General features: G+C 44.7%; 11 protein-coding genes and 2 pseudogenes. 6 read left to right on the plus strand and 7 right to left on the minus strand.

Going from position 1 to position 22,291, the window contains the following annotated elements:
• Nucleotides 1-40 precede the first annotated feature (40 nt).
• A complete protein-coding gene (locus Enr17x_RS30265; protein WP_198000702.1) occupies nucleotides 41-307 on the plus strand; it encodes an integrase core domain-containing protein in 267 nt (88 codons plus the stop codon).
• Nucleotides 308-532: 225 nt separating this feature from the next.
• Here the strand turns inward: Enr17x_RS30265 and Enr17x_RS20370 are convergent, their stop codons facing one another.
• From Enr17x_RS20370 to Enr17x_RS20395, 6 genes and pseudogenes are all read right to left on the minus strand, one after another.
• The gene (locus Enr17x_RS20370) at nucleotides 533-871 is read right to left on the minus strand and encodes a hypothetical protein (protein ID WP_145311545.1); all 339 of its coding nucleotides are present in this window, start codon (nucleotides 869-871) and stop codon (nucleotides 533-535) included.
• Nucleotides 872-888: 17 nt separating this feature from the next.
• Nucleotides 889-1,758: a hypothetical protein gene (locus Enr17x_RS20375; RefSeq protein WP_145311546.1), complete on the minus strand. Its 870-nt coding sequence runs from the start codon at nucleotides 1,756-1,758 to the stop codon at nucleotides 889-891.
• Between the two features lie 299 nt (nucleotides 1,759-2,057).
• Nucleotides 2,058-2,483: pseudogene (locus tag Enr17x_RS30405) on the minus strand (RHS repeat-associated core domain-containing protein); the annotation flags it as partial.
• Nucleotides 2,484-2,618: 135 nt separating this feature from the next.
• Nucleotides 2,619-3,089: a hypothetical protein gene (locus Enr17x_RS20385; RefSeq protein ID WP_145311548.1), complete on the minus strand. Its 471-nt coding sequence runs from the start codon at nucleotides 3,087-3,089 to the stop codon at nucleotides 2,619-2,621.
• A gap of 23 nt (nucleotides 3,090-3,112) precedes the next feature.
• Complete coding sequence (locus Enr17x_RS20390; RefSeq protein ID WP_145311549.1) at nucleotides 3,113-5,743, minus strand: RHS repeat domain-containing protein; 2,631 nt, start codon at nucleotides 5,741-5,743, stop codon at nucleotides 3,113-3,115.
• A 397-nt stretch (nucleotides 5,744-6,140) separates the two neighbouring features.
• A pseudogene (locus Enr17x_RS20395) lies at nucleotides 6,141-6,350 on the minus strand (transposase); the annotation flags it as partial.
• Nucleotides 6,351-6,577: 227 nt separating this feature from the next.
• Between Enr17x_RS20395 and Enr17x_RS29700 the strand changes: the two are divergent.
• The 5 genes from Enr17x_RS29700 (at nucleotide 6,578) to Enr17x_RS20420 (ending at nucleotide 18,331) form a co-directional block, all read left to right on the plus strand.
• A complete protein-coding gene (locus Enr17x_RS29700; protein ID WP_198000703.1) occupies nucleotides 6,578-9,373 on the plus strand; it encodes a patatin-like phospholipase family protein in 2,796 nt (931 codons plus the stop codon).
• Nucleotides 9,374-9,621: 248 nt separating this feature from the next.
• Nucleotides 9,622-10,317 (plus strand): hypothetical protein, encoded by a 696-nt coding sequence (locus Enr17x_RS20405; protein WP_145311551.1) that lies wholly within the window; start codon nucleotides 9,622-9,624, stop codon nucleotides 10,315-10,317.
• A gap of 388 nt (nucleotides 10,318-10,705) precedes the next feature.
• Nucleotides 10,706-16,798, plus strand: coding sequence for an Ig-like domain-containing protein (locus tag Enr17x_RS20410; protein ID WP_145311552.1), 6,093 nt, complete (start codon nucleotides 10,706-10,708; stop codon nucleotides 16,796-16,798).
• 26 nt (nucleotides 16,799-16,824) lie between these two features.
• Entirely contained in the window at nucleotides 16,825-17,463 is a 639-nt protein-coding gene (locus tag Enr17x_RS20415; protein WP_145311553.1) for a hypothetical protein, read from the plus strand.
• Between the two features lie 124 nt (nucleotides 17,464-17,587).
• The gene (locus Enr17x_RS20420; RefSeq protein ID WP_145311554.1) at nucleotides 17,588-18,331 is read left to right on the plus strand and encodes a hypothetical protein; all 744 of its coding nucleotides are present in this window, start codon (nucleotides 17,588-17,590) and stop codon (nucleotides 18,329-18,331) included.
• Nucleotides 18,332-18,392: 61 nt separating this feature from the next.
• On the opposite strand, the gene Enr17x_RS20425 is transcribed toward Enr17x_RS20420, so the two are convergent.
• A complete protein-coding gene (locus Enr17x_RS20425; protein WP_145311555.1) occupies nucleotides 18,393-21,626 on the minus strand; it encodes a hypothetical protein in 3,234 nt (1,077 codons plus the stop codon).
• Nucleotides 21,627-22,291: the final 665 nt, after the last annotated feature.

Below are 22,291 nucleotides of genomic sequence, written 5' to 3' on the forward strand. Positions count from 1 at the left end.
GCTTTACAGCTCCGATTCCATTGGAGCGTTTTCGACGCATTTGCAGGCCTTCTTCGACATAGAGCAGAACAGTCGGTTTCGAGATGAATGTTTAGCGTGCGAAGAGTTCACGACGATTTCTGAAGCGATGACTGTGATCGACGAGTGGCGAAGCATGTACAACCAACGTCGTCCACACAGTTCCCTGGGCGGTCAGCCCCCCGCCGAATTTGCGTTGCAGTGTGCCGCTTCTGTTCCGGGAGAGATTCCGCCTCCGGCTCCATCTCTCCCTCCACTCCAGCGTCACACTGCTGATTTAATTACCTAACCCGAACTCTCATAACCCTGGATCAACTTTTGGGGGCACTCCACAATGCGGACGGTATTTTGTCCCGCCGCGTCAAAGACCATGGTTAAACGATCCAGCAGCGGATTGATTCTGGCAATTTCCCGACCGGAGGAAAACTAAATCCAACGTCCAACTTTTATTGAAAATATTGGATTGATTTCTATTTTAGGCATAACTCAAGTAAACTTATATCCGTTGTCTTTATTACTCTGGTGAGTTTAAATAGTCTTCATAATCACAAGCAGGAACCACATCATAACCTTTTTTACGTAAGTTACGGATAAATTTTAAAAGTGATTCCTTATATTCCCTTGAGCCTTTAATAGAATCGATTTCCATTCTATATGGATAAAAAAGAAATCCATCTGTCAAATCAATTTTTGCTGGGTCATAATCATCATTTTTATCTACAAAAATATCAAGGTCGTCAGTTTCAATATTAGCGTTCTCGCTTTTAGTATCAAGAATTGATTCAACAACATGAATGAAATCACAATAATTTAAATTTGTCCTAACGAATGCAGTGCAGTAAAGAGAATTCATAGTAGTCAATCTTTCTTTTATGGAAGAATTGGTACACGTGGGCCTCTATCAAATAAACCTCCACGACGGACGATTGAGATATCTACTTTCTTAAGTATTTTTGGATCAACATAATCGCCCAAGATTTTAACTAATTCTTTTTTAAGACTTTTGAATCCAGCTTCACCTGCATGAATCCTGCCCCTTTTAAGTGCCATTTGCATTGTTTTAAACTTTGCGCTCCCCGGATTAGGATTTCCAAACCTCTTACGGACGATTTCTTCAAACTCTTTAGGTGAAACTCGAACTGCAAAATCAAAATCAGATAGTCTTCCTTTTGCTCTCCCACCCTGACAGAAAATATCATCACCATACTTTCCTGCGAATTTTCGAATTACATCAGCTGCCTTATGAAACGCACCAAGAGGAGTATTCAGCCTTCGTGCTTTCATAGCTGTGCGCAGCCCAAATGGCATCATGTTTACACCTTCCGCCAAGCCAACATCTAAGCCTATTACGAATCCCTCTAAGCCAACTTGGAGCAGTTTTTTGATCCAAGGCTTCCTCCCTTCATATTCAGCAAAATCGAAAGTTCTCACTGTACCCGGATTAGAATAACCTTGCGGAATGTATTCTAGGATTGCCCTACCATATGCCATTGCAAACTCTTCTAAATCTTGTGCTTTTGAGATTTGTAATTCAATATCCTTTTCACTTATTCCTAAACAAATCAAAGTATCCTTGCTTTTAGCAAGAAAAGTGATAAGAAATCGGGCATCAACAATTACCTTAGCCAAGATTTTTAGTTTTTCAATTTCTGCATTATCTAATACCCAATTAATTGTACCATTACAAAAAGGTACATAACCCCATACACCCCCATACGGTACCCAGATTGCTTTTTTCAACCCCGATGGGTCGATACTGGTGGCAGGGTTGTTACCAACGTAGCGATAAAGATTCCTGTCGCCGGCATCAAAGCCGATCGGGTCTTCCGATTTAAACCGGCCTTCGTTGGGACCGTAGAAGCGGTTGCGAAGACTGTAAAGGCCGCTTTACCCAATTGCCAAAACCCTTTTGGGGTGCGGTTACGACGAGGACGTCTCCTGAAATCTTCGTCCAACGGGTTCCTGCCCCCAATCCCTGGAGAAGCAGGACCTGGTTTTCTTCCTCCACCGTATTTGACAATTTCATTTCCACTCGGATCAGTGTCAGTCGCGGCATTATTACCAACGTAACGATAAAGGTTACTGTCACCGGCGTCGAAGCCGATCGGGTCTTCTGATTTGAAACGGCCTTCGTTGGGACCATAGAAGCGGTTACGAAGACTGTAGAGACCGCTTTCCGGGTCGCGGTAGTAGCCTTGTTCGCCTACCCACTGGTAGGGGTTTTCGGTGGTGCCGATGCTGCTTTTGACTTCGCCGAACGTGCTGTAGAGATAGTTGTCGGTGACCGTTTCGGATTCATCGGTCAATTCGCGGGTGCTGCCTAATTGATCGAAGTGATAGAAGCTGCTCTCCGAATCCCGCGTCTGGCTGATCAGATTCCCGTACGCCTGCGGCATGACCGTGTATTCGGCGTCCACGGTGCCCACATCGTCCTGTTCCAGGATGATGTTCTGGTCGTCCCACATGTAGGATGTGAATTCCAGGTCCGTTTCTTTAGAGAGGCGGAGTTCGTCGCTCTTTTTGTTGACCGGGGCATAGGTGTAGGTCACCAGGTCGCCGCTGGGGCTCTCGATTTCTGACCTTGCCCACTTTTCTGTTCTCTATTGAAGATCACCTCGTTCATTATCAGGTAGATATTCATGCATTTTACCATCTATATTGACTACATATTCATCGATCGAAACACCATCATCCTTAGGCTGAAACTTAACTGTTGCAGATATATGAGGTTCTGGAATAACAATCTGCACAACTATTTCTTCTTTTTTTTCATTGGGAACAGTACTTTCTCTTCGGATTAGGACACATTTTCCATGATTCCAGTATGCATATTCCAGCTTGCGATCGTATCCAAGTTCAGGGTCATTTAACCTGATGGTAATACCGCGAATAGAATCAAAGGGTTTAGAGAGAAATTTCCGCACATCGAGATATTGCTCAACAAAATACAGATCAAGCCTTTCTTTATCTCTTCGGTCACTAGTGTCAAAGTATTCTTCGGCTGTAATCGGTAACGTAACCCATTGAGACGAATCGTACGTTCTATATCGAAAGTCAATTTGAACATCCATTTGATCTACCTTTTAGTTCCCTATTACCCAAGGTCGCGACCTTCATAATATTTTGCAAGTAAGCGTCGTAATCTAGTGGCCTCTCCTTCTGTAATGTCTCCTGAAGCCTCGCGGGCATTTATCTCTTCTAGAAGTTGACGTCGAGTTAAATTTCTGCGTCTAATGTCATTACCACTAAACGGGCTCCAATTAGCGCTATCAAATTCATCAAGTTGTCCTGTTCCCTGTAAATGATCAGAAATTGGATCATCAAGCCCTTCCAAGTTTTCATCTATTGCCCTTGGAGCCCCATCCGTAGATTCGCCTAATTTTTCCTTTATTTCTTTTCTTCGCTTACGAAGCTCACGTTTCTTTTTACCTGAAAGAGTTGTATCTTTTAACTGCTGCTCTATGTCATCAAGTTCATCTGACAGGCTTTTTCTTGCATTGCCCCCTCCCGAATTACAGGATCCAGCTCCATCATCGGGTGATAGTTTACGGCAATCCGAGCAGGCCCACAAGCTGCCATCCTTGGCTTGATGGATTCTGTGCCCATCAAGTTCTCCCAGAAATTCCATGTCTGCATCGGTTAGTTTGCCATTTTTGTCTATATCCAATTTGGTAACATCGTTCGCATCAGGAGCGGATGTTTTGAACCCTTTCAGTTTTACTTCCAGTTTGTAGGTACCTGTTTTCAATGCTCTTTTCAAATCCTGTACGGATTGCGCTGTTTCCCTGACTGTGCCGTTAATTCCAATGAGACTCAGCGACAGGAATCCGGCATTAATTAGCGCATCTGTCAGAGATTCGGATTGTAAAAGCGCCACCGCTGCTTCACCGGCTCCATAGATGTCATAGGAATTCACGGCGACGCAGGTAGCTCTGGCAATATTACTCCCTTGTACCGCAAACTGCGCAGCTTTTAGGCCCGTAATAGTAATCACTGTTTCTCGAGCCAATCCGGCAGCCCCCACGCTAATGGCTTGAACTCTGTCTGAGACACCGGGGCACATTTCTCGATAATATTGTTGCGATTCAGTTCCACAATACCCAAATGTAAACGCAACAGTAATATTTGCTCCGCCTAATAGGAAACCTTCTTTAAAGTTGCCACATTTCTTGGCTTCTCTTCTGTCGACTTCAGGGTCTATTTGGGCGTTAGCATTTTCCCACCTCCCTGTCCATCCGTGTCGATTGTCGTGACTACAAACAGTGTTGCATGCTTCCTCTTTGGTCCATCCTTTTGGCACTCTGGTTCTGACCCACTCTACATCCTGGAAGGTCTCTCCCGTTTTTGTATTCAATGTTATCATAGAGGATCGAAAGCATTCGCACTGAATAGATTCAAGTGCATCGAATCCTTGAGAATAAGCAGCCAGTCCTTTTTTCCTTTTGTTCCTTTTTTCGATATGCCCCTGCAGTCCACTAGGATCAGTATCCGTTGCGGCATTGTTACCCACATATCGATAGAGGTTTACATCCCCGGCATCAAAACCAATCGGATCTTCGGACTTAAAGCGTCCTTCACCAGCTCCATAGAAACGGTTGCGAAGATTGTAGAGTCCGCTTTCGGTGTCATGATAGTAACCTTCTTTACCGACCCACTGATAGGGATTCACGGTGGTGCCGGTGCTGCTTTTGACTTTGCCGAAGACGCTGTAGAGATAGCTGTCTGTGACGGTCTCTGAGGCATCGGTTAACTCACGGGTGCTGCCCAGGGGATCGAAGTGATAAAAACTGCTTTCCGCATCCCGGGTCTGACTGATCAGATTTCCGTACGCCTGCGGCATCACCGTGTATTCGGCGTCCACGGTGCTGACCTCATCCTGTTCCAGAATGATGTTCTGGTCGTCCCACATGTAGGATGTGAATTCCAGATCGGTCTCTTTGGAGAGACGGAGTTCGTCGCTCTTTTTGTTGACCGGGGCATAGGTGTAGGTCACCAGATCGCCGTTAGGGCTTTCAATTTCCGCCAACTGGTTTTCGTAGGTCCAGCTATAAGTCGTAATATCGCTCACCGGATCTTCGATCGAGGTCTGATTGCCGTTTTTATCATAGGTGTAGGTGGTGATGCCTGCCGTCTCTTCCGAGGTTTCCAGACGATTGGCGGCATCGTAGACGCTGGTGGTGATCGTGGAATCGTTGTTTTCAACGAGCCGGTTCCCGACGGCATCATAGGCAAACGTGGTAATCGTCGTGCCCAGTGAATCGGTATAACGTTCGGAAAGGACCTGTGAACTAGAATCGTAAGTCCATGTCGTCACGTCCCCATCCAGATTCACACGCTGAATTCGATTGCCGGCGGCATTATACGTATCGGCAAAAGAGGAGAAGGGGGTGTTGCTTGACGTAAAGTGCGTGATCTGCGTTTCCCGACCGGCGGCGTCATAGGCCATGCTGGTGCGGGTGCCGTTTGCCAGTTGTTTGCGAGTCGCGCGGCCGACCGCATCATAGCTGAACGTGGTCCGTTCCGACTGTTCATTCACTAATGAGGCCAGGTTACCCTGAGCATCGTAGGTGTACGTCACCGTGCCGGTAGAGATGTCGCGTGTGGAACGCTGGCCGATGGCATCATAGACCCAGGTGACAATCTTGCCGGTCGGCCAGGCCACGCTCTGGACCTGATCCACGGCGTCATAAGTACGAGTGAAGGAGCCCTCACTGCTGTTAATCACCAGCGGATTGCTGACGGCGTCATAGGTCCAGGTGATCCGTGTGCCGTCGGGATAATGACGCTGCGTAACTCGACCGGCGGCATCATAAACATAGGTTGTCCGGGCGCTCTCCTGGTCAATTACCTAACCCGAACTCTCATAACCCTGGATCAACTTTTGGGGGCATTCCACTGACGTGCCAACCTTCGCACGACAGCAGGATATGCAATCGCCGATAACCGTAATACACGCGGTTACTGGTCAAATCACGTAGCCGGTTTCATATTTCGGTCCGCTCGTCTCGAATACTTTTGTAGAGATGGCTAGCTCGTGGAAAATTCAATGCCCTGCAAACGGCGTTAGCTTTGGCACTAACCGACCTGGAGCCGCTTCACCAGTACGCGACGATGAACAGACCTCATAGCTTTCCCTGGATTACATCCTGCTGCACCTTCTTATCGAGGCTGAGATCGGCTACAAGTTGCTTCAGTCGTCTTAATTCAGCGACACCAATCCCCGCATACTGCTTCTTCCTGCGGTAGAAGACCTGCTCGGAGATCCCCATTTTGCGGGTCACCTCAGCTACAAGTGTCCCTGATTCAGTCTGGCGCAAAACAAAGACAAACTGTCCTTCCGTATAAAGTTTTCATTTCATAAATCTGCCCCTTCTTCTGAATACAAGATAACTAATTCTCTCGCATTCCACATGGATCAAGAAACGAGGGAATGGTCAATCCGGCTTGCATCTTTCGACAAAGTGAACGAAATCCTCAGTCTCCATTTTTTTAGCTGCCTACCTCTGGGATTCTAAAGCAATGAAAAAAATGAATATGCACTTGCATTCACGTATACGCAATGGCAAGAATACAAAACAGCACAACACCTATCCCACAGAATATCAACTGGCATATAATGATGAAGAACAAACCGCAAGGTCGACTGACTTTACCTGATAAAGTACGAATAGTAGAGCAGGATTACATTAAAAAACGCAGAGATGCCGCCCAATTGAATAATGATTCACAGCCTCCTGTCGGCTTAGCCCTATCAGGGGGAGGAATCCGCTCGGCAACATTTGCTCTTGGTGTACTTCAAAAGTTGGCGAAACAGAATTCCCTGCGGCTGGTAGACTATATGACTACAGTTTCCGGTGGTGGATACATTGGCTCTTGCCTTTCTTCGCTGATGTCATGCCCCCAACCAGACACTCCTTCCGATGCGGATGACGTGAGCATAGATCAAAAGGCGTTTTCCAACTTTAATCTTTCAGACAACTTTCCGTTGTCACGTGCCGATCAAATGCACCATTTACGAAAACATGGAGATTTTCTAATTTTGCGTGAAGGCCTGTTTCGCAAAGATGTTTTGCGTGCAGTCGGATTATTTCTGGTCGGCATCTTATCAACTTTTATTCTGTTAGCACTGCCTCTTCTAACCACCGTTGGTCTTTCGATTGCTTTTATTTCCTGGGTGGGTGAAATGCCACTAACTCCTGATCATTTAGTATGTATTAAATGGTCTAACTGGACCATGATACTCGCACGTAATGATCATCATTACCTTGTAATGGTTATTGGGGTTCTGGCTGGGGTTATCCTGGCTTATCTGATGCCATTTATTCATTCGCGCTGGACAAATCCGGGAGGAAACCTGGGTGAAACAGAGGAAGATCTCGTTGAGAGAACTTGTTTGACGAGCGTTTTTGTCGGATATTATCTTATTGCTGGAATTTTCATCGCATTTCTCATCGAGAAAAATGAGCCTGTCGCCCCCCGATATTTTACATTTTCTAATTTTCTCATCCCAGTTTTCTTCAGTTTGGGAAATTTGATAGGAACGATGCTTTATTATACTCTGTTTCTCTGTAAACGCAGCACTCTATGGACAATCAAGCGTCGTTCATTATCAGGAGCAACGATCGCCGTCACTTTTAATACCACACTCGTGTTTCTTTTCATGGCATTTGTCGCATTCTGCGTCTGGGCGGTTTTAGGAAAACATCTAGGACCGAAAGAGTTGGGATTCTATAATTCTAAAACTCCGCCTGGTATGTTTTTTCTTGTCTTAAGTACGCTCTCTTTTTTAGTTACTCGGCTGTTTGCTTTACGAGGAAATACTCCGAAATCAGATAGTGGTCCGATAGCAATTCTGGCTTCAAAAATTCCACTATTGATTCTCCAAATTGCTGTTCCGCTATTTCTATTTTGTACTTTCATGATCTGCATTGAATGGGTCATTTACTTTGCTGGCATTACCTCGACAGAAAAGGGAATTTTGCTCGCAGTCATCAGCGCAATCCTGTTACTCATCTTTGGTTTTCTTATCGATATAAATCGACTCAGTATTCATTACTATTATCGTGATCGACTTACAGAAACCTATCTCCAGACTGAACGACACGAAGCGGGTGAGTTGAAATTGATACGCGAACATAGCACCATGACCATCCGGGACCTAAATCGTTCGGGAGAGCATAAAAATAATCCCTTTCCCTATCACATTGTTTTATGCGCTTTAAATCTAGTAGGTTCGCGTGACCTGGCACGACGAACGCGCAAATCCGATCACTTTATTTTTTCACGCGAATACTGTGGCTCCAGTTCGACGGGATATGTCCCTACTGATATCTACAGAAATGGAACAACGAAACTGGCAACGGCCATGACGATTTCCGGAGCAGCCGCTTCAAGTAACATGGGGTTTCAAACATCTTTTGTACGGGCATTCGCTCTGACAATGTTTAATGTCCGACTCGGATACTGGCTGCTGAATCCCCGAGTTTATGACGGGGAATGTGCTGCAACAACGTCCGAAGAAATCATCCAGTACCCTGCAGAGAAAAAACCCAAAAAAAAATGGATTGAAGAAAAATGGAGAAATAAATTACGCCTGTTTCCACCTGAATATCTTGAAAAGAGTGCGTGGTGGCCTTGGTTTCTTCGCGCTGAGCTCATGAGTGATACCAATAGTCAGGAACGTTTTATTAATCTATCAGATGGAGGGCACACTGGTGATAATATAGGCCTCTATCCTCTGTTTCAAAGGCGTTGTCAATTAATCATCGCCAGTGATGCCGAATGCGACCCAGGCTACAGTTTCAGCTCGCTCATTAATGTGATTAATCAGATCTATATTGATGAAAACGTGGAAGTCGAGATTGATGTCACCAAATTACGTCCTGACCAGGATGGCGATCCTGGTAAAGCCCATTACCTGATTGGCAAAATTAATTATCCTGAAGATCCAGATCGCAAAGGTGATGCTGCACAAGCCTCAACAGGTTGGTTGATCTTTTTGAAGTCATCATTGATCCATAACTATTACAAGGGCACTCGGAACGAGGCACATCACCAGCGTAGCGATTTGAAGCATGAACCCCCTGCCGTTCAAAGCTATGCTATTCATCACAAAGATTTTCCCCATGAGACTACAGCCGATCAATTTTTTGATGATGACCAGTTTGAAGCTTATCGCGCACTGGGGTCCCACGTTGCCTCTTCCATGTTTCATTCATTTGAGAATTGGCGCAAAGAAAAGTACCCAGATAGAACAGAGCAAGAGTCGGATCCAACTGTTAAAGAGCTCATCGAGTGGTGTGAATTTGAGTTTAATAAACCAAACGAGATCTCGGAAAAAGCCCACAAGCATTAAGCCGATTCTATTTCCTTAAATATCCCCTGCGGAATGAGCCCGACGATCCCTCTAATAAGCATGTTCTACCTGTTCCTACAATGTCGCGAAACCAATACGATATCCTTGGAAATTTTGTTCATTTAACAAAAAAATCCTATATGACTTTTCGTATATTGTAAACTCATAATACCAGTCTGAACAGTTCTACCTTGCATCCAGGATCAGTTCTTTGAGTCCACTTTTCCCCTTTTGGAAAGAATCGAGAAATGTCAGCCACACTAAGTTATGCGTTGGTTTTGGTCGCTGCCCAGATTTCAGGTTCGCCTGCTCAAAATAGCCAGGTATTTTCAGAAACCAAAATATACCCTTCTCAGGCCCCCTTCAACAAATTGCCCGAGATCCGAGAGATTACTGATCGAGCCATTGAGGGTTCCAAAAGCCAAAGTCAAGCAGACAGCTGCAGTGACAAGTCTTGCCCCCTCAAAGCAAAGAAACCATGTCAGAGCATCCAAGATAGCAATCCCTGTGCACTCGACGCGATATTTACCAAGCCCGCTCGATTTCCTTACAACCAGTTTGGAACCTGTGGACAAGCCTATGAGACTGAGGCTGCCATCATTTACGAAAATATGGTTTTTCAGTCGCAGGGTAATGGCAGGTATCAAGTCAAATTTGTGGTTGAAACGCCCGGTATTCCAGTGACGATGCGGCTGCAGTTTGTCATTCAAACGAAGTGCAAAAAACCTGGAATGCAACACCCCCCGTTCAAATCGCTCGGAACGATTACATTGCCCCCAATTCGGATCGAGGCTCAGAATCCCGCTGGCAAATGCTCACTGGTGACCCATGAAGGTTATTCCAGTCTGTTGGATCAGTCGAGAAACACGATCGAAGGAAATTACAAAGTAATTAGACGGGGGACCGCAAGATTTGGCTCGCTCCCTAAAGCAACGGTATATTAAGCAAATGCTATCCGGCAAAATCTGCCGATTTCCAATCCCTTCAAGAGCCAGTCGCATCCTTAAGATGTTACTGGCTTTTTTCTTGGCAACATAAATCGAATTCTTTCCTCGACACCGGATCCAATATCCCAAACTGATCATTTCCATAAAATCAGAATAACCGTTTCATTTTTACACTAAAACCCTCCGATAGAGTACACAAAGAACCTATGTCATATATATACAAATAACACATAGTATTGTTTAAAACAGATATGCCCATGCCTGCGTATTTATTCTAACAATGCACCCAGATCGACTGGGGACATTTACTGGATACCACAACTCCCTGAATTTCGGGGATTCAATAAATTATCAATGAGTCAATTTCAGACCAAGGATGGTTAAAATGTTACGGGCCTTAGGAATCATCTTTCTTGTTTTGTTGGGCATGCTGATCGCTGTTGGTGGGGGGGTACTCAGTCACTTCCTGGTCAACTTCGATTTTATACGGCTCCAAAGCCCCCTGGTTCAACACGGAACAGAGAACCAGAACAAACTTCAACAACCGATCGCTCCTGAGACCTTTTCGCAATCAGAGCAAGTACAAGCCATCCCGATTCAACGGCACACCCGTTCGGCCAGTCCCATCAACTCTGCCCCTGCCCCCAACCAACAAGCATTAACACAAGTAAGCGGCATAGCAACATCCACCCCGCCCGCCGTTCTCACTCCCCTCGTACTGGGAGATACTACTCCCAATACATTTAAAATTGTTGAGGTTGCCAGCGAAGGAGAAATCATCTGGACCGGTGACGCCTTAGTCAATAAAGGAAAGAAACAGATTCTTTTAAAAGCGACCACGAGCACGAAAATCACCTTAGAAAAAGTATCGGGGCTTTTTTTTGAAACGGGGAAAAGCTACACATTAGATCTGAAGCAATTAGAAGGAGCGACAACAACAGTCTCCTTACAATTGCCTGTACAAGTTAGTGCGGATAATAATCAAGCTTCTTTCGTGATCCCGAATTCAAATATCACGAAACCGGGGTCCTACCAATTGAAAATCACTTCCCTTCCTACTCCCCTTACGGTTTGGACGGAAGAGGGCGGTCCCACAAGTCTCGTTTATCCTAAAACAACTCTCAAACCCGTGATCAGCATAGTCTCGGTTCACAAATATGGAACGCCCAATTTTGTTCCTGCCACGATCTATGAAATGTATGACGGGTATCTGCGCGTCAGATTATCGTCGGCTACAGGAAACGAAAAATTCATTTTCGTTAATGATAACAACGTCTTTAAAAAAGAAATCGAAGTGATCAACCGACAGCGTTACCCGAATTCAAGTAATGTCTGGCAATACGAATTAAACGTTCCCACAAAAGACATCACATTTCCGGGAACGATCTATGCCTTGCTGGAACAGGATTCCGCTCATGCATATTCGACAAACGGTATCAAAGTGAATAAAGCAACGTACGTCCGCGATGGTGTGGGGATTACAAGTGCCCTTTACAATTCTGATACTGATTCTCTACTTGAAACACGAGATCCCAACAATTACTTTACAAACCAGACAGAGTTCAAAATCAAGTTCACGGTTCAAACAACCGGTGGCGGAAATGCAGATGGCACGCAACTGGTCGTCAACGATTCCAAGGGAAGTCATCTGGCATTTATCAATATCGGAGCGTTGTCAGAGACCCCTGCGCCTGTTGAACTGACTATTAATTTAAGAACTGTCGGCAAATACACGCTGGTCCCAATGCTCATGCAGGGAAATCAGGTTATCGAATCGGTCAGGATCGATCCGATACAGGTCAGCATCGCCACTCAAGGCCCGATCAAAGGCATCGTTGATGCTTCATTATTCAGTCAGATTCCCAGCGGGAACGAATTCACAATCTCGTTCGATAAAAATTATCCTCTTGATTACACTTCGTTAGTCTTCAATAATGCGACGAGCGCTAACAATACTGTGACTGTAACAAAAGTGGGAGGGGCCAATCCTCCTGTAACAATTACCAGCCTTGAGCCGATTCCAGACAGTAATGCGATCAAGATTAAACTGAGTAATGCGACATCTGCAGGAAACTATCAGATTCAGTTTACAGCGGGTGCCAAAGACCTGCACGGTATAGCCCTGACTGGAACCTACGACGTCCCTAAGTTAGTCATCAGTGATGATATTTCCCTGGCAGGTTCCCGTGGAATTACAGGAACGACGGGGAACTATGTTCCTTATCCTGAATACACAAACCCGAGAGAAAACAGTGTTGGGTTCAACCCTTCAGATAAAGTTGTCACGCGAATTGCACGGCTCTACTATTTCCGAGATGCCCACCGTGTCGCTCAGATTATCAATCGAAAAATCCGCTCCTATAATCGGCACGGCGTCGATATGAAGACCCAGCTCGCCGGAGTCGCATTGAAACTTGCCGAAGCAGCCACAGATCTTCGGAAGCGAAATGAAAAGGCAGCTATCAACGCAGCTGTCAAGGCCCGACAATCCGAAACCAAACTGGAAGACTTGCAGCAGTCGTTAGCCCGAAGAAGCAACGAAATTCAGCAGATACAACGTGATATCCAGAGAATGGAAGGGGATTTAAATAGAAAAGAATTCCTGCAAAACAAGACTTATGAGCAACAGGGAACAACAGAAGAACAAGAAGACAAAGAAGAATTGAGGGAACTAAATAACTCGATCGTACAAGAAAACACGGTAGAACAATTGAAACGAGCTCGACTGAGTCTGTCCACAGCACAAGCGGATTCTGCTCAGACCCGGTCTAAAATCCAGCTTGCTCTCGCTGCTGTGGAAACAGCCAGAGCCGAAGAGATCCGTCTGAACGACGAATGGGATGATACTCAGCGAAAAGAAGAACGGGCATATGCTGAGGAATTCCGAAAACAGGTAGCAGCGGCGCATGAAGATCCCGATTCTTATGCCGAAGGTTCACCAAAATCGGACGATCCAGTCGAGCAGGTTTCGATCTCTGTAATTGGTACAGGCCTCATTCAACTGCGAGGCCCGTTAAAAGGCGTCAATGAAGTCCGCACGATGATCAATCAGATCGACGCTCCGGTCGGTCAGGTTCGAATTTCCCTGCATACAATTCAGATTAATGGTGAGCACGGCGACCGTATGGAAGTCGTCGCCTCTAAAATCCAGCGCTACATTGACCATGCTCGATTTTTAACCAGTCAATCAGCTCAAATACTGCGAAATTCGATCGTCAAAGTCGCCAGTCAGAAAGCAGCCAATATTGATGCCATGTGCCCTGATCATTCGCAGCACGCACGCGATCTCAAATACGTCGAAGCCTTCTTCGGAGCCGACTTTTTACAGGCATTGCATGAACTGGACTCGGAATTTCTGAAAACGGGGAACAAACTTCTTTCTCTGAACTCAATGGATTCCACCAGCCTGTCTTCGGCACTCTTCATGATGGCTTTGGCGAAAAACAGTGTTCGCATGGAGATCCTGGCCGATTTTCAAATGCAAATCGAAACACAATTGCCCCAGGACGAGCAAGATTACTTCATCGCATCAGGGATGACGAAAAAACATGATTTCAAAAAGTTTCACTTCATGGCGCACAATGCCAAGTTTGTTTCCCTGCGTGGCTTCTTCAATGCAGATGTAGCGGGCGATGATACGCTCACCCCCCTGCAGCGCGAATTCATTCGTTTAGCGCAAATCTTCAAAAGCCGTCTGGTCACCGAGATTGAACTGAAGGAACGTATTCTTGAACGCTCCGTCATTGAAGACCGGATCGGGAACTACAAAGACATGCGAAAGGCTGCCCTCAGCGAAGAATCCGACGCTAAAAACGCCGTCAGAAAAGCGAAAACAGTACGCATCAAAGAACTCATGGAACTGACACAAGAATTCCAAAATATGATTACGGTGTTGTCCCAAGATGTGAACTCACTGATTTTACTTCCAACCGATGTTGATACTCAAAACCGTGATTCAAAGACCTGGACAAGCAATAAAACCTATAAGATACAACTTAATGGTATCAATTACGAATATCAGTTCATTAATAAGAATAATAAAAAAGAATTGAAAATTACAAATATCACACCTAAAACTAACACTCAGAAGAAAATGTGGAATCAGATGATCCAAAAATTAGCTCTTGAGTACCAGAGACTACACCGGCTCTGTAATAAATTCCACTACTTCGAACTTGACCATCAAGCAATTCTCATTAAAGAAAACGGCTATTTCAACTCTCTTTCAGAGAATTATTTTGAGGGTGACAATGACATAAAACAAGTCAAAGCAGATAAAACCAAGAGCCCCCAAGTAATCGCGACGATCACGATTGGAATCAAAGAGTATTCCATACTTGTCAAAGCGATTGAAAAACAAACCAGGGATTATAAAAGACGCGGTGCGTTAATTTTAGCAAACCTGAAATCATCTAAATCGAACCTTCAAGATGCCTTTCGAGACTGGCTGGAGTTACGCGACAGCATTCTGGCACACTACAAAGATGATGACCTGAAAAAGAAAGCAGAGGAAGCAATCAAGAAAGTCAACGAGAGTTTTCGAGAGATGTTCGACGCCGAGATCAAAGAACAGATTGCACTGGAATTGCTGGAAGGGTCGCGTCTTCCTCTAGATCATAAGAAATTTCTGGACATGCTCGTCGATGATGTGGAAGAGAAATTCATTGAACTTGTAGAAGGAACGCGGGCACACACAGCGAATATTGATAATTACATGCAACGCATCGCGACTGCCCTGGAAGATGACTTTAACACACAATTCTACAGGCCGGCATTTCGATACGTGCGGGAAACGAGCCGCTATTGGGATGTGAGTTTTGCCCAGGTTGATGAAACCAGTATTTTAACGAATAACCGACAGTTTGCCCGTGTTTCACCTCAGGCAACGATGGAATTCGATCTCCCCCAAAGAGATATTATGATCAACGAAGCCTTTGAATCCGCATTAGCCGCCTACAGTGATTATGGGGCGTTAATGAACGATCCCAATTTCCTGGCGCTGACAAAACTTTACGGCGGGCAGCCGGCCAGTGCAACATACACTGCCGAGGGAACTTCGCCGCGAATTCGTAACGTACTTTCCGGTACCCCTTCCGTGATGGACGAGGAGTACCTCAGCCAGGGACCATCAAGCCCACCCAAATTTGGCTCTCAACTCGAGGGTCTCATCCCCGATCCATCTGTTTACAAATTTGAAACGGGAACCGCCTTTGAAGTCCGCCCGGTCATTCAACCGGATGGCCAAGCCGTCGTCTTCCATTTGAACTACGAATACACCACCAATATTCGCGAACCGGTCCGTGCAGATGAAAAACACCTGGGTCGTGTTAAACGACACTTCATCGACACTGATGTCCAGACAGGTAATTATGAATTGCGCGAAGTTAGCCGTTATCAGGTGGCATTAAAAGCCTCTCGGACTTCAAGAGGGGTCCCCTTCCTCGAAGACGTTCCCGGACTGGGTGTCTTGTTTCGCCCTTTGCCGCAAGCGGAGTCTGCACTTCAGGAAAATATAATTCTGGCCCAATCAGTTATTTACCCCACTCTGTTTGATATCATGGGACTGCGCTGGGCGCCTGCGGTCGCTGATCTCGACACACTCAACTTGCGTGATCTGGAATTTGTCACACGTAACCGTCAACGAGTACTGCGAAATAAAGTCAGCGATTTTGCCAGCAGCAAAGTTGATGGATATCTGGATATTCCAGAGAAAGAACGCCGTGGCGACCTGTATCGGACCCAACAGACGATTCCCTATAACCATCCGTCCGGCTATACCGGCCCGGGGTTGAATTTAAAGGACAGCACCTTACAGGAAGGCTACCGTCCTCAGGATATCCGACCGCCCTCTCGTTACATCCCGGGAAAGGACCCTGCATTCGTTCCCGGAGCGAGAGAAATATGGACGCCTCCTGCAGACACGCAGAATGTGCCCTTGCAGGAAGGGGGGCCACCAAATCTGGAATCGGATGATAGTGCCATTTTCCAGAAAAGTCAGACGAACTCTATCCCGTCACAATCGGGCAGAAGTCACACAAATGTCAAAGCCTCTCAGAGGTCTGGCTCCCGATCTGTGAATACATTGCCCCCTGCTTCTCCTGTTTTGTTGACGCCCCCACAAACGCGATCGACGCTAAATCATAAGAATTTTGATAAACATATCAATCAGACTTCCTTTGAAGAAAAGATTACTCCTGTGCGTGTATTCAAGTTTTCTTCCCCACTCAAAGCTTTGAAGAAGTTGAATTTTATGAAATCTCAACCGAAGCAGGCACCAGGGCATGTGCGACCAATTGGATACGAAACATCGAGTAAGCATCCCCATGATTTCCAACAGAAGTTATTCGGCATTTCTTCCATTGTGAGACCAGATAAAGCACAACCAATATCAACAGAAACTCGGAAGCCCTCTAAAACCCCATCAGCTTGGTCGCGTTTTTCAGAAAGACTCCCCAAACTGCCTTATTCGAAAAAATAGTTAGTTAGAACGAACAGGATAATAAGATGCGATTTGTGACCATCGTGACCAGTCTGGCATTGCTTGGTGGCAGTTTAATTACTGCCTGGGCAGGAAACCTGATTCCCCATAAAGTGAAAGCAAAAAAACGTTGCTCGCTGGGAAGTAGCTATCGTTACCAGGCAACGAATGCAACCCCCGTCAGCTCGATCACCTACGCTGTATTAAATCTGACAGATGCAGAAGTCGACTTGTCTTCTAACTCGTTGACGACAGAACCGGTCATCACAAAGATTTATCAGCAATCTGCCAGTAGTATGAATTTGAATCACTGTGCCATCTCAAATACTGCTGTGATGTTACAAGAGAATGGCAGCTGGAGTATTAACCTCAGAGCGACACAGGACCCCAAATTAGTACCGAATACTCAGAGACCGATTTTCCAAAGATTTCGCCGAAATAAGTTTTATGTCACATTTCGCGGCCTGGGATCTGTTTCCGGAACCACATCTCCGGAGAGTGATGATTTAGGGCGCCCGGTCTTATTTGAACAGAAACTCGAAGGATTCTGGGTTGAACAGGGACAAACACGGTATCTGTTTGAGCAAAGCAAAAAGAAAGATCTACGAATCAAGGATTTTTACAATCATATCAGCCGGGTTGAGCTGTTATTTCATTACGAGTAATTGCACATAAGTGAAACATTGATTGTTTTCAATACAAATAAAATTCAAAAGGATTTGAACAAAGATGCTTGGAAACAAACGCACCACCCGGACGTGCTGTCTAACAATAGGAATCACCATTCTGATGACCAATACGATTTTCGCGATAGATCATGTCGCCCGTGTTTCTCCTGCGGAAGAAATCGTGGTGATGGACCCGGGAGTTGACGACGAAGGCAATCCAAAAGCCATTATAAAAGAAAGTGAGCATGGCGATATCGTTGATATCCCCCCCACGGTTATTGTTCACAAATACTATTATACCGGCGACAGAAATTTTCAAGGTCCCTTTTTTCCGGGAGGCCCCTCGATCGTTGTCGTGAGTGATCCAGTAACCCATGAGAGACTCTACCTCGAAGTTCAGATGCTTCCCGGTGCCCCCCGGGTGACGTACCGCAGAAATTCGATAAATTATGATTTTGGGAAAAAAGCCATCCGAATCCAATTCGCAAGCAAATGGGATTTCATCCACAAATGTAAGCCGCGTGTCTCTTATCATCATGGGAAGTCTCAAATGAAAAAGATTGCAGAAAGCTTGCAGAAGCATTCCGACAATCAAAGTTCCTGGCTCGAACGGACCGGGATTCCTCAGGCTACCGTAACCGTAGTTTCGGGTACTACCACAATTGCTGGAAAGACGGCTGATGGAATTCATTTTGTAGGCAAAGCAGTCTCAACTCCTGTGGTGAAAATCGTTAATTCCACTCCATTAAATGCTTTGTTTACGCCATCACCTGAAACGGAAGCCATCAAATATCGTGACCGGAATGTGAGAAAAGCGGAATTTGAACAGCGAAATCGTGACCTATATATCCCCACTAATCGATAAAAAACCAAAAGCATCCTATCAATGTGAAACCATTTTCAGACTTTAAGCTTTCAGTATAATATCATTTTTTTTTGGACAGAGAACGATACATACGATCTCGTGATTGATTCATCTTGTCGATATTCATCTTGGATTGTCGGATCTGATTCAATTCTACTTCCAATTGTGGTTGCATCATATTATTTTTCTGATTTTCTTTTAGAACTAAATACTTCCCGCGTCCATCCTGGGGCTCTTTTTCCGTAGGAAGATCTAATAATATTTTTAATTGTGCATCAGCTGGAGCCACGAATACATCATTCGAATCACTCATTTCATTTTTTGAATTTTGGATACTGGAATCATCTAGCTCCGCTAAAGCATTTTCTAAATATGAGAGACGGTGCTCTAAAGAACAAATCAGTTTTTTGTTTACTAGATTTTCTGATGATAGCTTCTTTAGTTGATTGAGGTGATCGCGATAAAATGTTGAAAGCTTCGATAAGGAATTCTTGACCTGTGTGATACTTCCTGCATCTCGTCGGCTCACCTCTTTCTTGTTAATTAAATTGTAATATTCGAATTGCGTCTTTAATTCTTTTTGAAAGGTCCTCCAGGAAATGACTTCATAAAGAAATAATGCTAATACAGTCGCTTTATCATCTGGTCCCAAAGCAAACCCAGTAATCACATCGGCTTCCGTGTCATTGATTCGATTACACTTAAAACGGTGATGAATAACGGTAATACGTTCTTTGTCAAGGGGGTTATATGAAGCATCAAGCAGAGGCAACAGAGCAGTTACAGGCAAAACTAATTCTTCTTTCTTGGGATCTTCCTTAGTAGTAACCTGTGGAGAAGATATTACTTGGTTTCTTTTTATGCCAGCAAGAATGTTAGCATGCGGGGGGTAAGATAGAATTGCACTAATCTTAGTAATCAACTCATCTCGTTTTTGAAGTGCATTAGTATAAACAGCATTATTTAATCCAGTTATGGGAAGAGTGAAAAAACCAAACTGATCGAGCGTTTGGTTATTCCCAGCAGGTTTTGCACCTGAATCAATTTCCAGAATAACGACACCTCGCTTTCTTATATTTTCTAAAACACGAGATTCTCGTCCACTCGGGGCCTTCATTGCCGCATCCCGTAACGCTGTAATCACAGCATAGAGCGAATCAACGCCTGTGTTATCTACGACGCCGCCATCAAGTAATCGCAGTTTCGTTCTCTCAGCAATCCCACGAACAGGAGGAGCATGTTTATGCATTTTCAACTGGGGAATTGATTCAGCAGAGATCACAGAGGAATCAAAACCCCACGGAAAGTTTGCGGAAAGTCGAACTGCACGGGTTAAAGATAAATCCAATTTCGAATCACCTGCATAATCGGCTATACAAACAGGTGCATGTTTCATCTCATCGCTTGGAATTAACGTCTCACCTGAATAATCATCTGCCGTAAGACCATGCGTAGGAGAATCGAGAAGAAAACCTTGAGGAATGGAAGGAAACCCAACAATGACCCTCCTACCAGTATCGAGATCGGTGGTGTTCACCAGCAATAAAGGATTCTTTTTAGAATACTTCTTCAACTGCCGATGGTCTTCCCATTCAAATTGATATTCCCAAAAATAGTACAACCCTTCTCCGCGACTGACAAACGGAGTTAAAAAACCTCGGAGAAGTGGAGCCATGAAATTCATGTTCATTTTGTCTACATACTGTGATTGAAATGATCGCTCAGCAATCTGTAACAACACTCGTTCTGTAATCTTCTCCGCAGTGTCTCCCTTTTTATTCCAGGTATCAGCTTCATGTTTTGAATCATCCATCAACGCCTGAGACTTGATCCGCGAAAGGACTTTTTTGACTAACTCAAATTTCTTCTTTTCTTCCGCAGACATCGGTTCTGCTTTATCATCTGCTTTCTGGAATTTGCCACACTCATCTTTCGTTTTGTCCTGCTTCATCCAAGTCAGGATTTTTTCTTCAGTTCTCGTCAATAAATCATAACTTGAACTACTCAGTTGGTCAGACTTTTGTGTGCTTAGAGGTTGTTTATTCCCATCACCTAGTAAATGTCCTGTCGCTAATGCACCTCCTGAAACACTACTGATCAATAAAATATGGTCTGTCCATTTTGATTTATTATCATCGACGGACTTAGTGCTGATTTCTGTATTTTTCGCGATTGGTTCCGAGACGCGAGGAATCGTCATTTCTTCTTCTGCTAACATCTGAAATATCAGCGAAGTAAAAATCGCTGCCCGCGATCCCCCACCGCTGGCTGCAACGATCACTACTGGCCCTTCAGGCATCGCATCAAGACGGTCCTCCAGTGCTACTGACCAGGAATTATTGATATTAACGCTCTTTTCCTGATCTGAAACTTCCATTGTTTCAGCAGATCCTGATATTGAATTTACGGGATCAGAAATGTTATCTCCACTTTGACTCCACATAACGAGAATGACTGCAAGAATCGCCAAGAACCGAACCGGGTATTTAGAACGCTTCTTTCCATCAGGGTATTGCAGGTAATCCATCAATCCAGCTAGGACGATAAAAGTACATAATACTTGAATTGTCGCAAAAATGGCGTAAATTCGAAATGATTTCATTCCCCACTTTAGGCTGGGAAGAACCCACATGATTTCAAGGATCAAATTCGTTATCAATAGCCAGGATAACACCTCTCCACATTTTCTCCAGACTTTAAAATGCAAGTGAGCATCACTCAAATGTTCTTGCTTAAGTTCTTCTTTGCTGAATACTCTTATTTCAAAAAAAGCTCCAAACAGGAGCCATATTCCGACAACTGCCAACCAGAGAGCGAGCATTTTCAGGAATCCACCAACAAGTAGATAAGGCGTATGAAGGTTATATTCAATTACGTAAGTGCCAATAACACCGATAATCATTATGATGATCGAAACTACAAAACGAGTAGATGTACTCTTAAACCAGCCAGTACCATGTGTCATCCCCGCGAGCAATCGGCTCATCCATTTTGCAGGTGCGAAGAGTATCTTCCGCAAGAACCCAAGCCCCACCATATTTAAAAGAGGAACTTGGGGATTGACGAAGTTAATAATCATTGTAATATTCAAGAACACAAACAGGGCTATGCTGCTGACAAAAAAAGTTCGATCAAAAAAAGGTCTTGGAGCATAAAAAGAAATATTTGTGACCTGTGGAACGAGTAAAGCCACAATAATGCTCACGGTTGAAGCAACCAATAAGAACAAATGTCGCCAGACAAATAGTTCAGCTTTATAATAAAAAGACTGTTGCGTTTGATCTTGTTTTTCCATTTGCCATCTCCCCTCAGCAACATTTGAAATTGCAGCAGCCATTCAATCATATGAACACAACGCCAACAGTTCAATAACGTACACACTGAAATCACTAGTAAACACACAAAACTCAATTTCAAGATTGGCAGGTCCCATATTACCGACGAATAAGTAAGAATATATTTTCTCATCAAAATATTTGTGGCAGTTTTGTGGCATTCGTTTTTGCCTTAAATGAATCAATACCAGATAAATGTTCTTGACGATCTGCAGTTTGGACCTATTATAGAAGCCTCAAATGCAAGGGAAGCCCGGCAACAAATCAGCGGTCAGAGATTCCCCCTCTCTCCGCTTTTCGTTGAAAAACACTTACGCTGAATCGTCTCACGGTTCAGCGTTTTATTTTGTCTGCCTGGAACGATTCTTTCTGCACTCCTTCCGGTCAAGCTGACCTTCAATAAAACCACGTCCTGTTTAACACCCGCACACATCTGTCTCCATTTCTGAACGAATTCAACTTGATTGGCTCCCGCCGATCTGGAATCTATGTCTTTTAGTGCGTCGCGCGCGAGATGAGCGATGCGAGCACTGGAATCTGCGGAACGTGTGCGGCAGGTTCACCTGAATCGCCGTCGATTTTTCCAACTCTTCACCGGAACCTGTGGAACAACTTCCCGATTGCC

It is taken from the genome of Gimesia fumaroli, assembly GCF_007754425.1.
Classification (GTDB): Bacteria; Planctomycetota; Planctomycetia; order Planctomycetales; family Planctomycetaceae; genus Gimesia; species Gimesia fumaroli.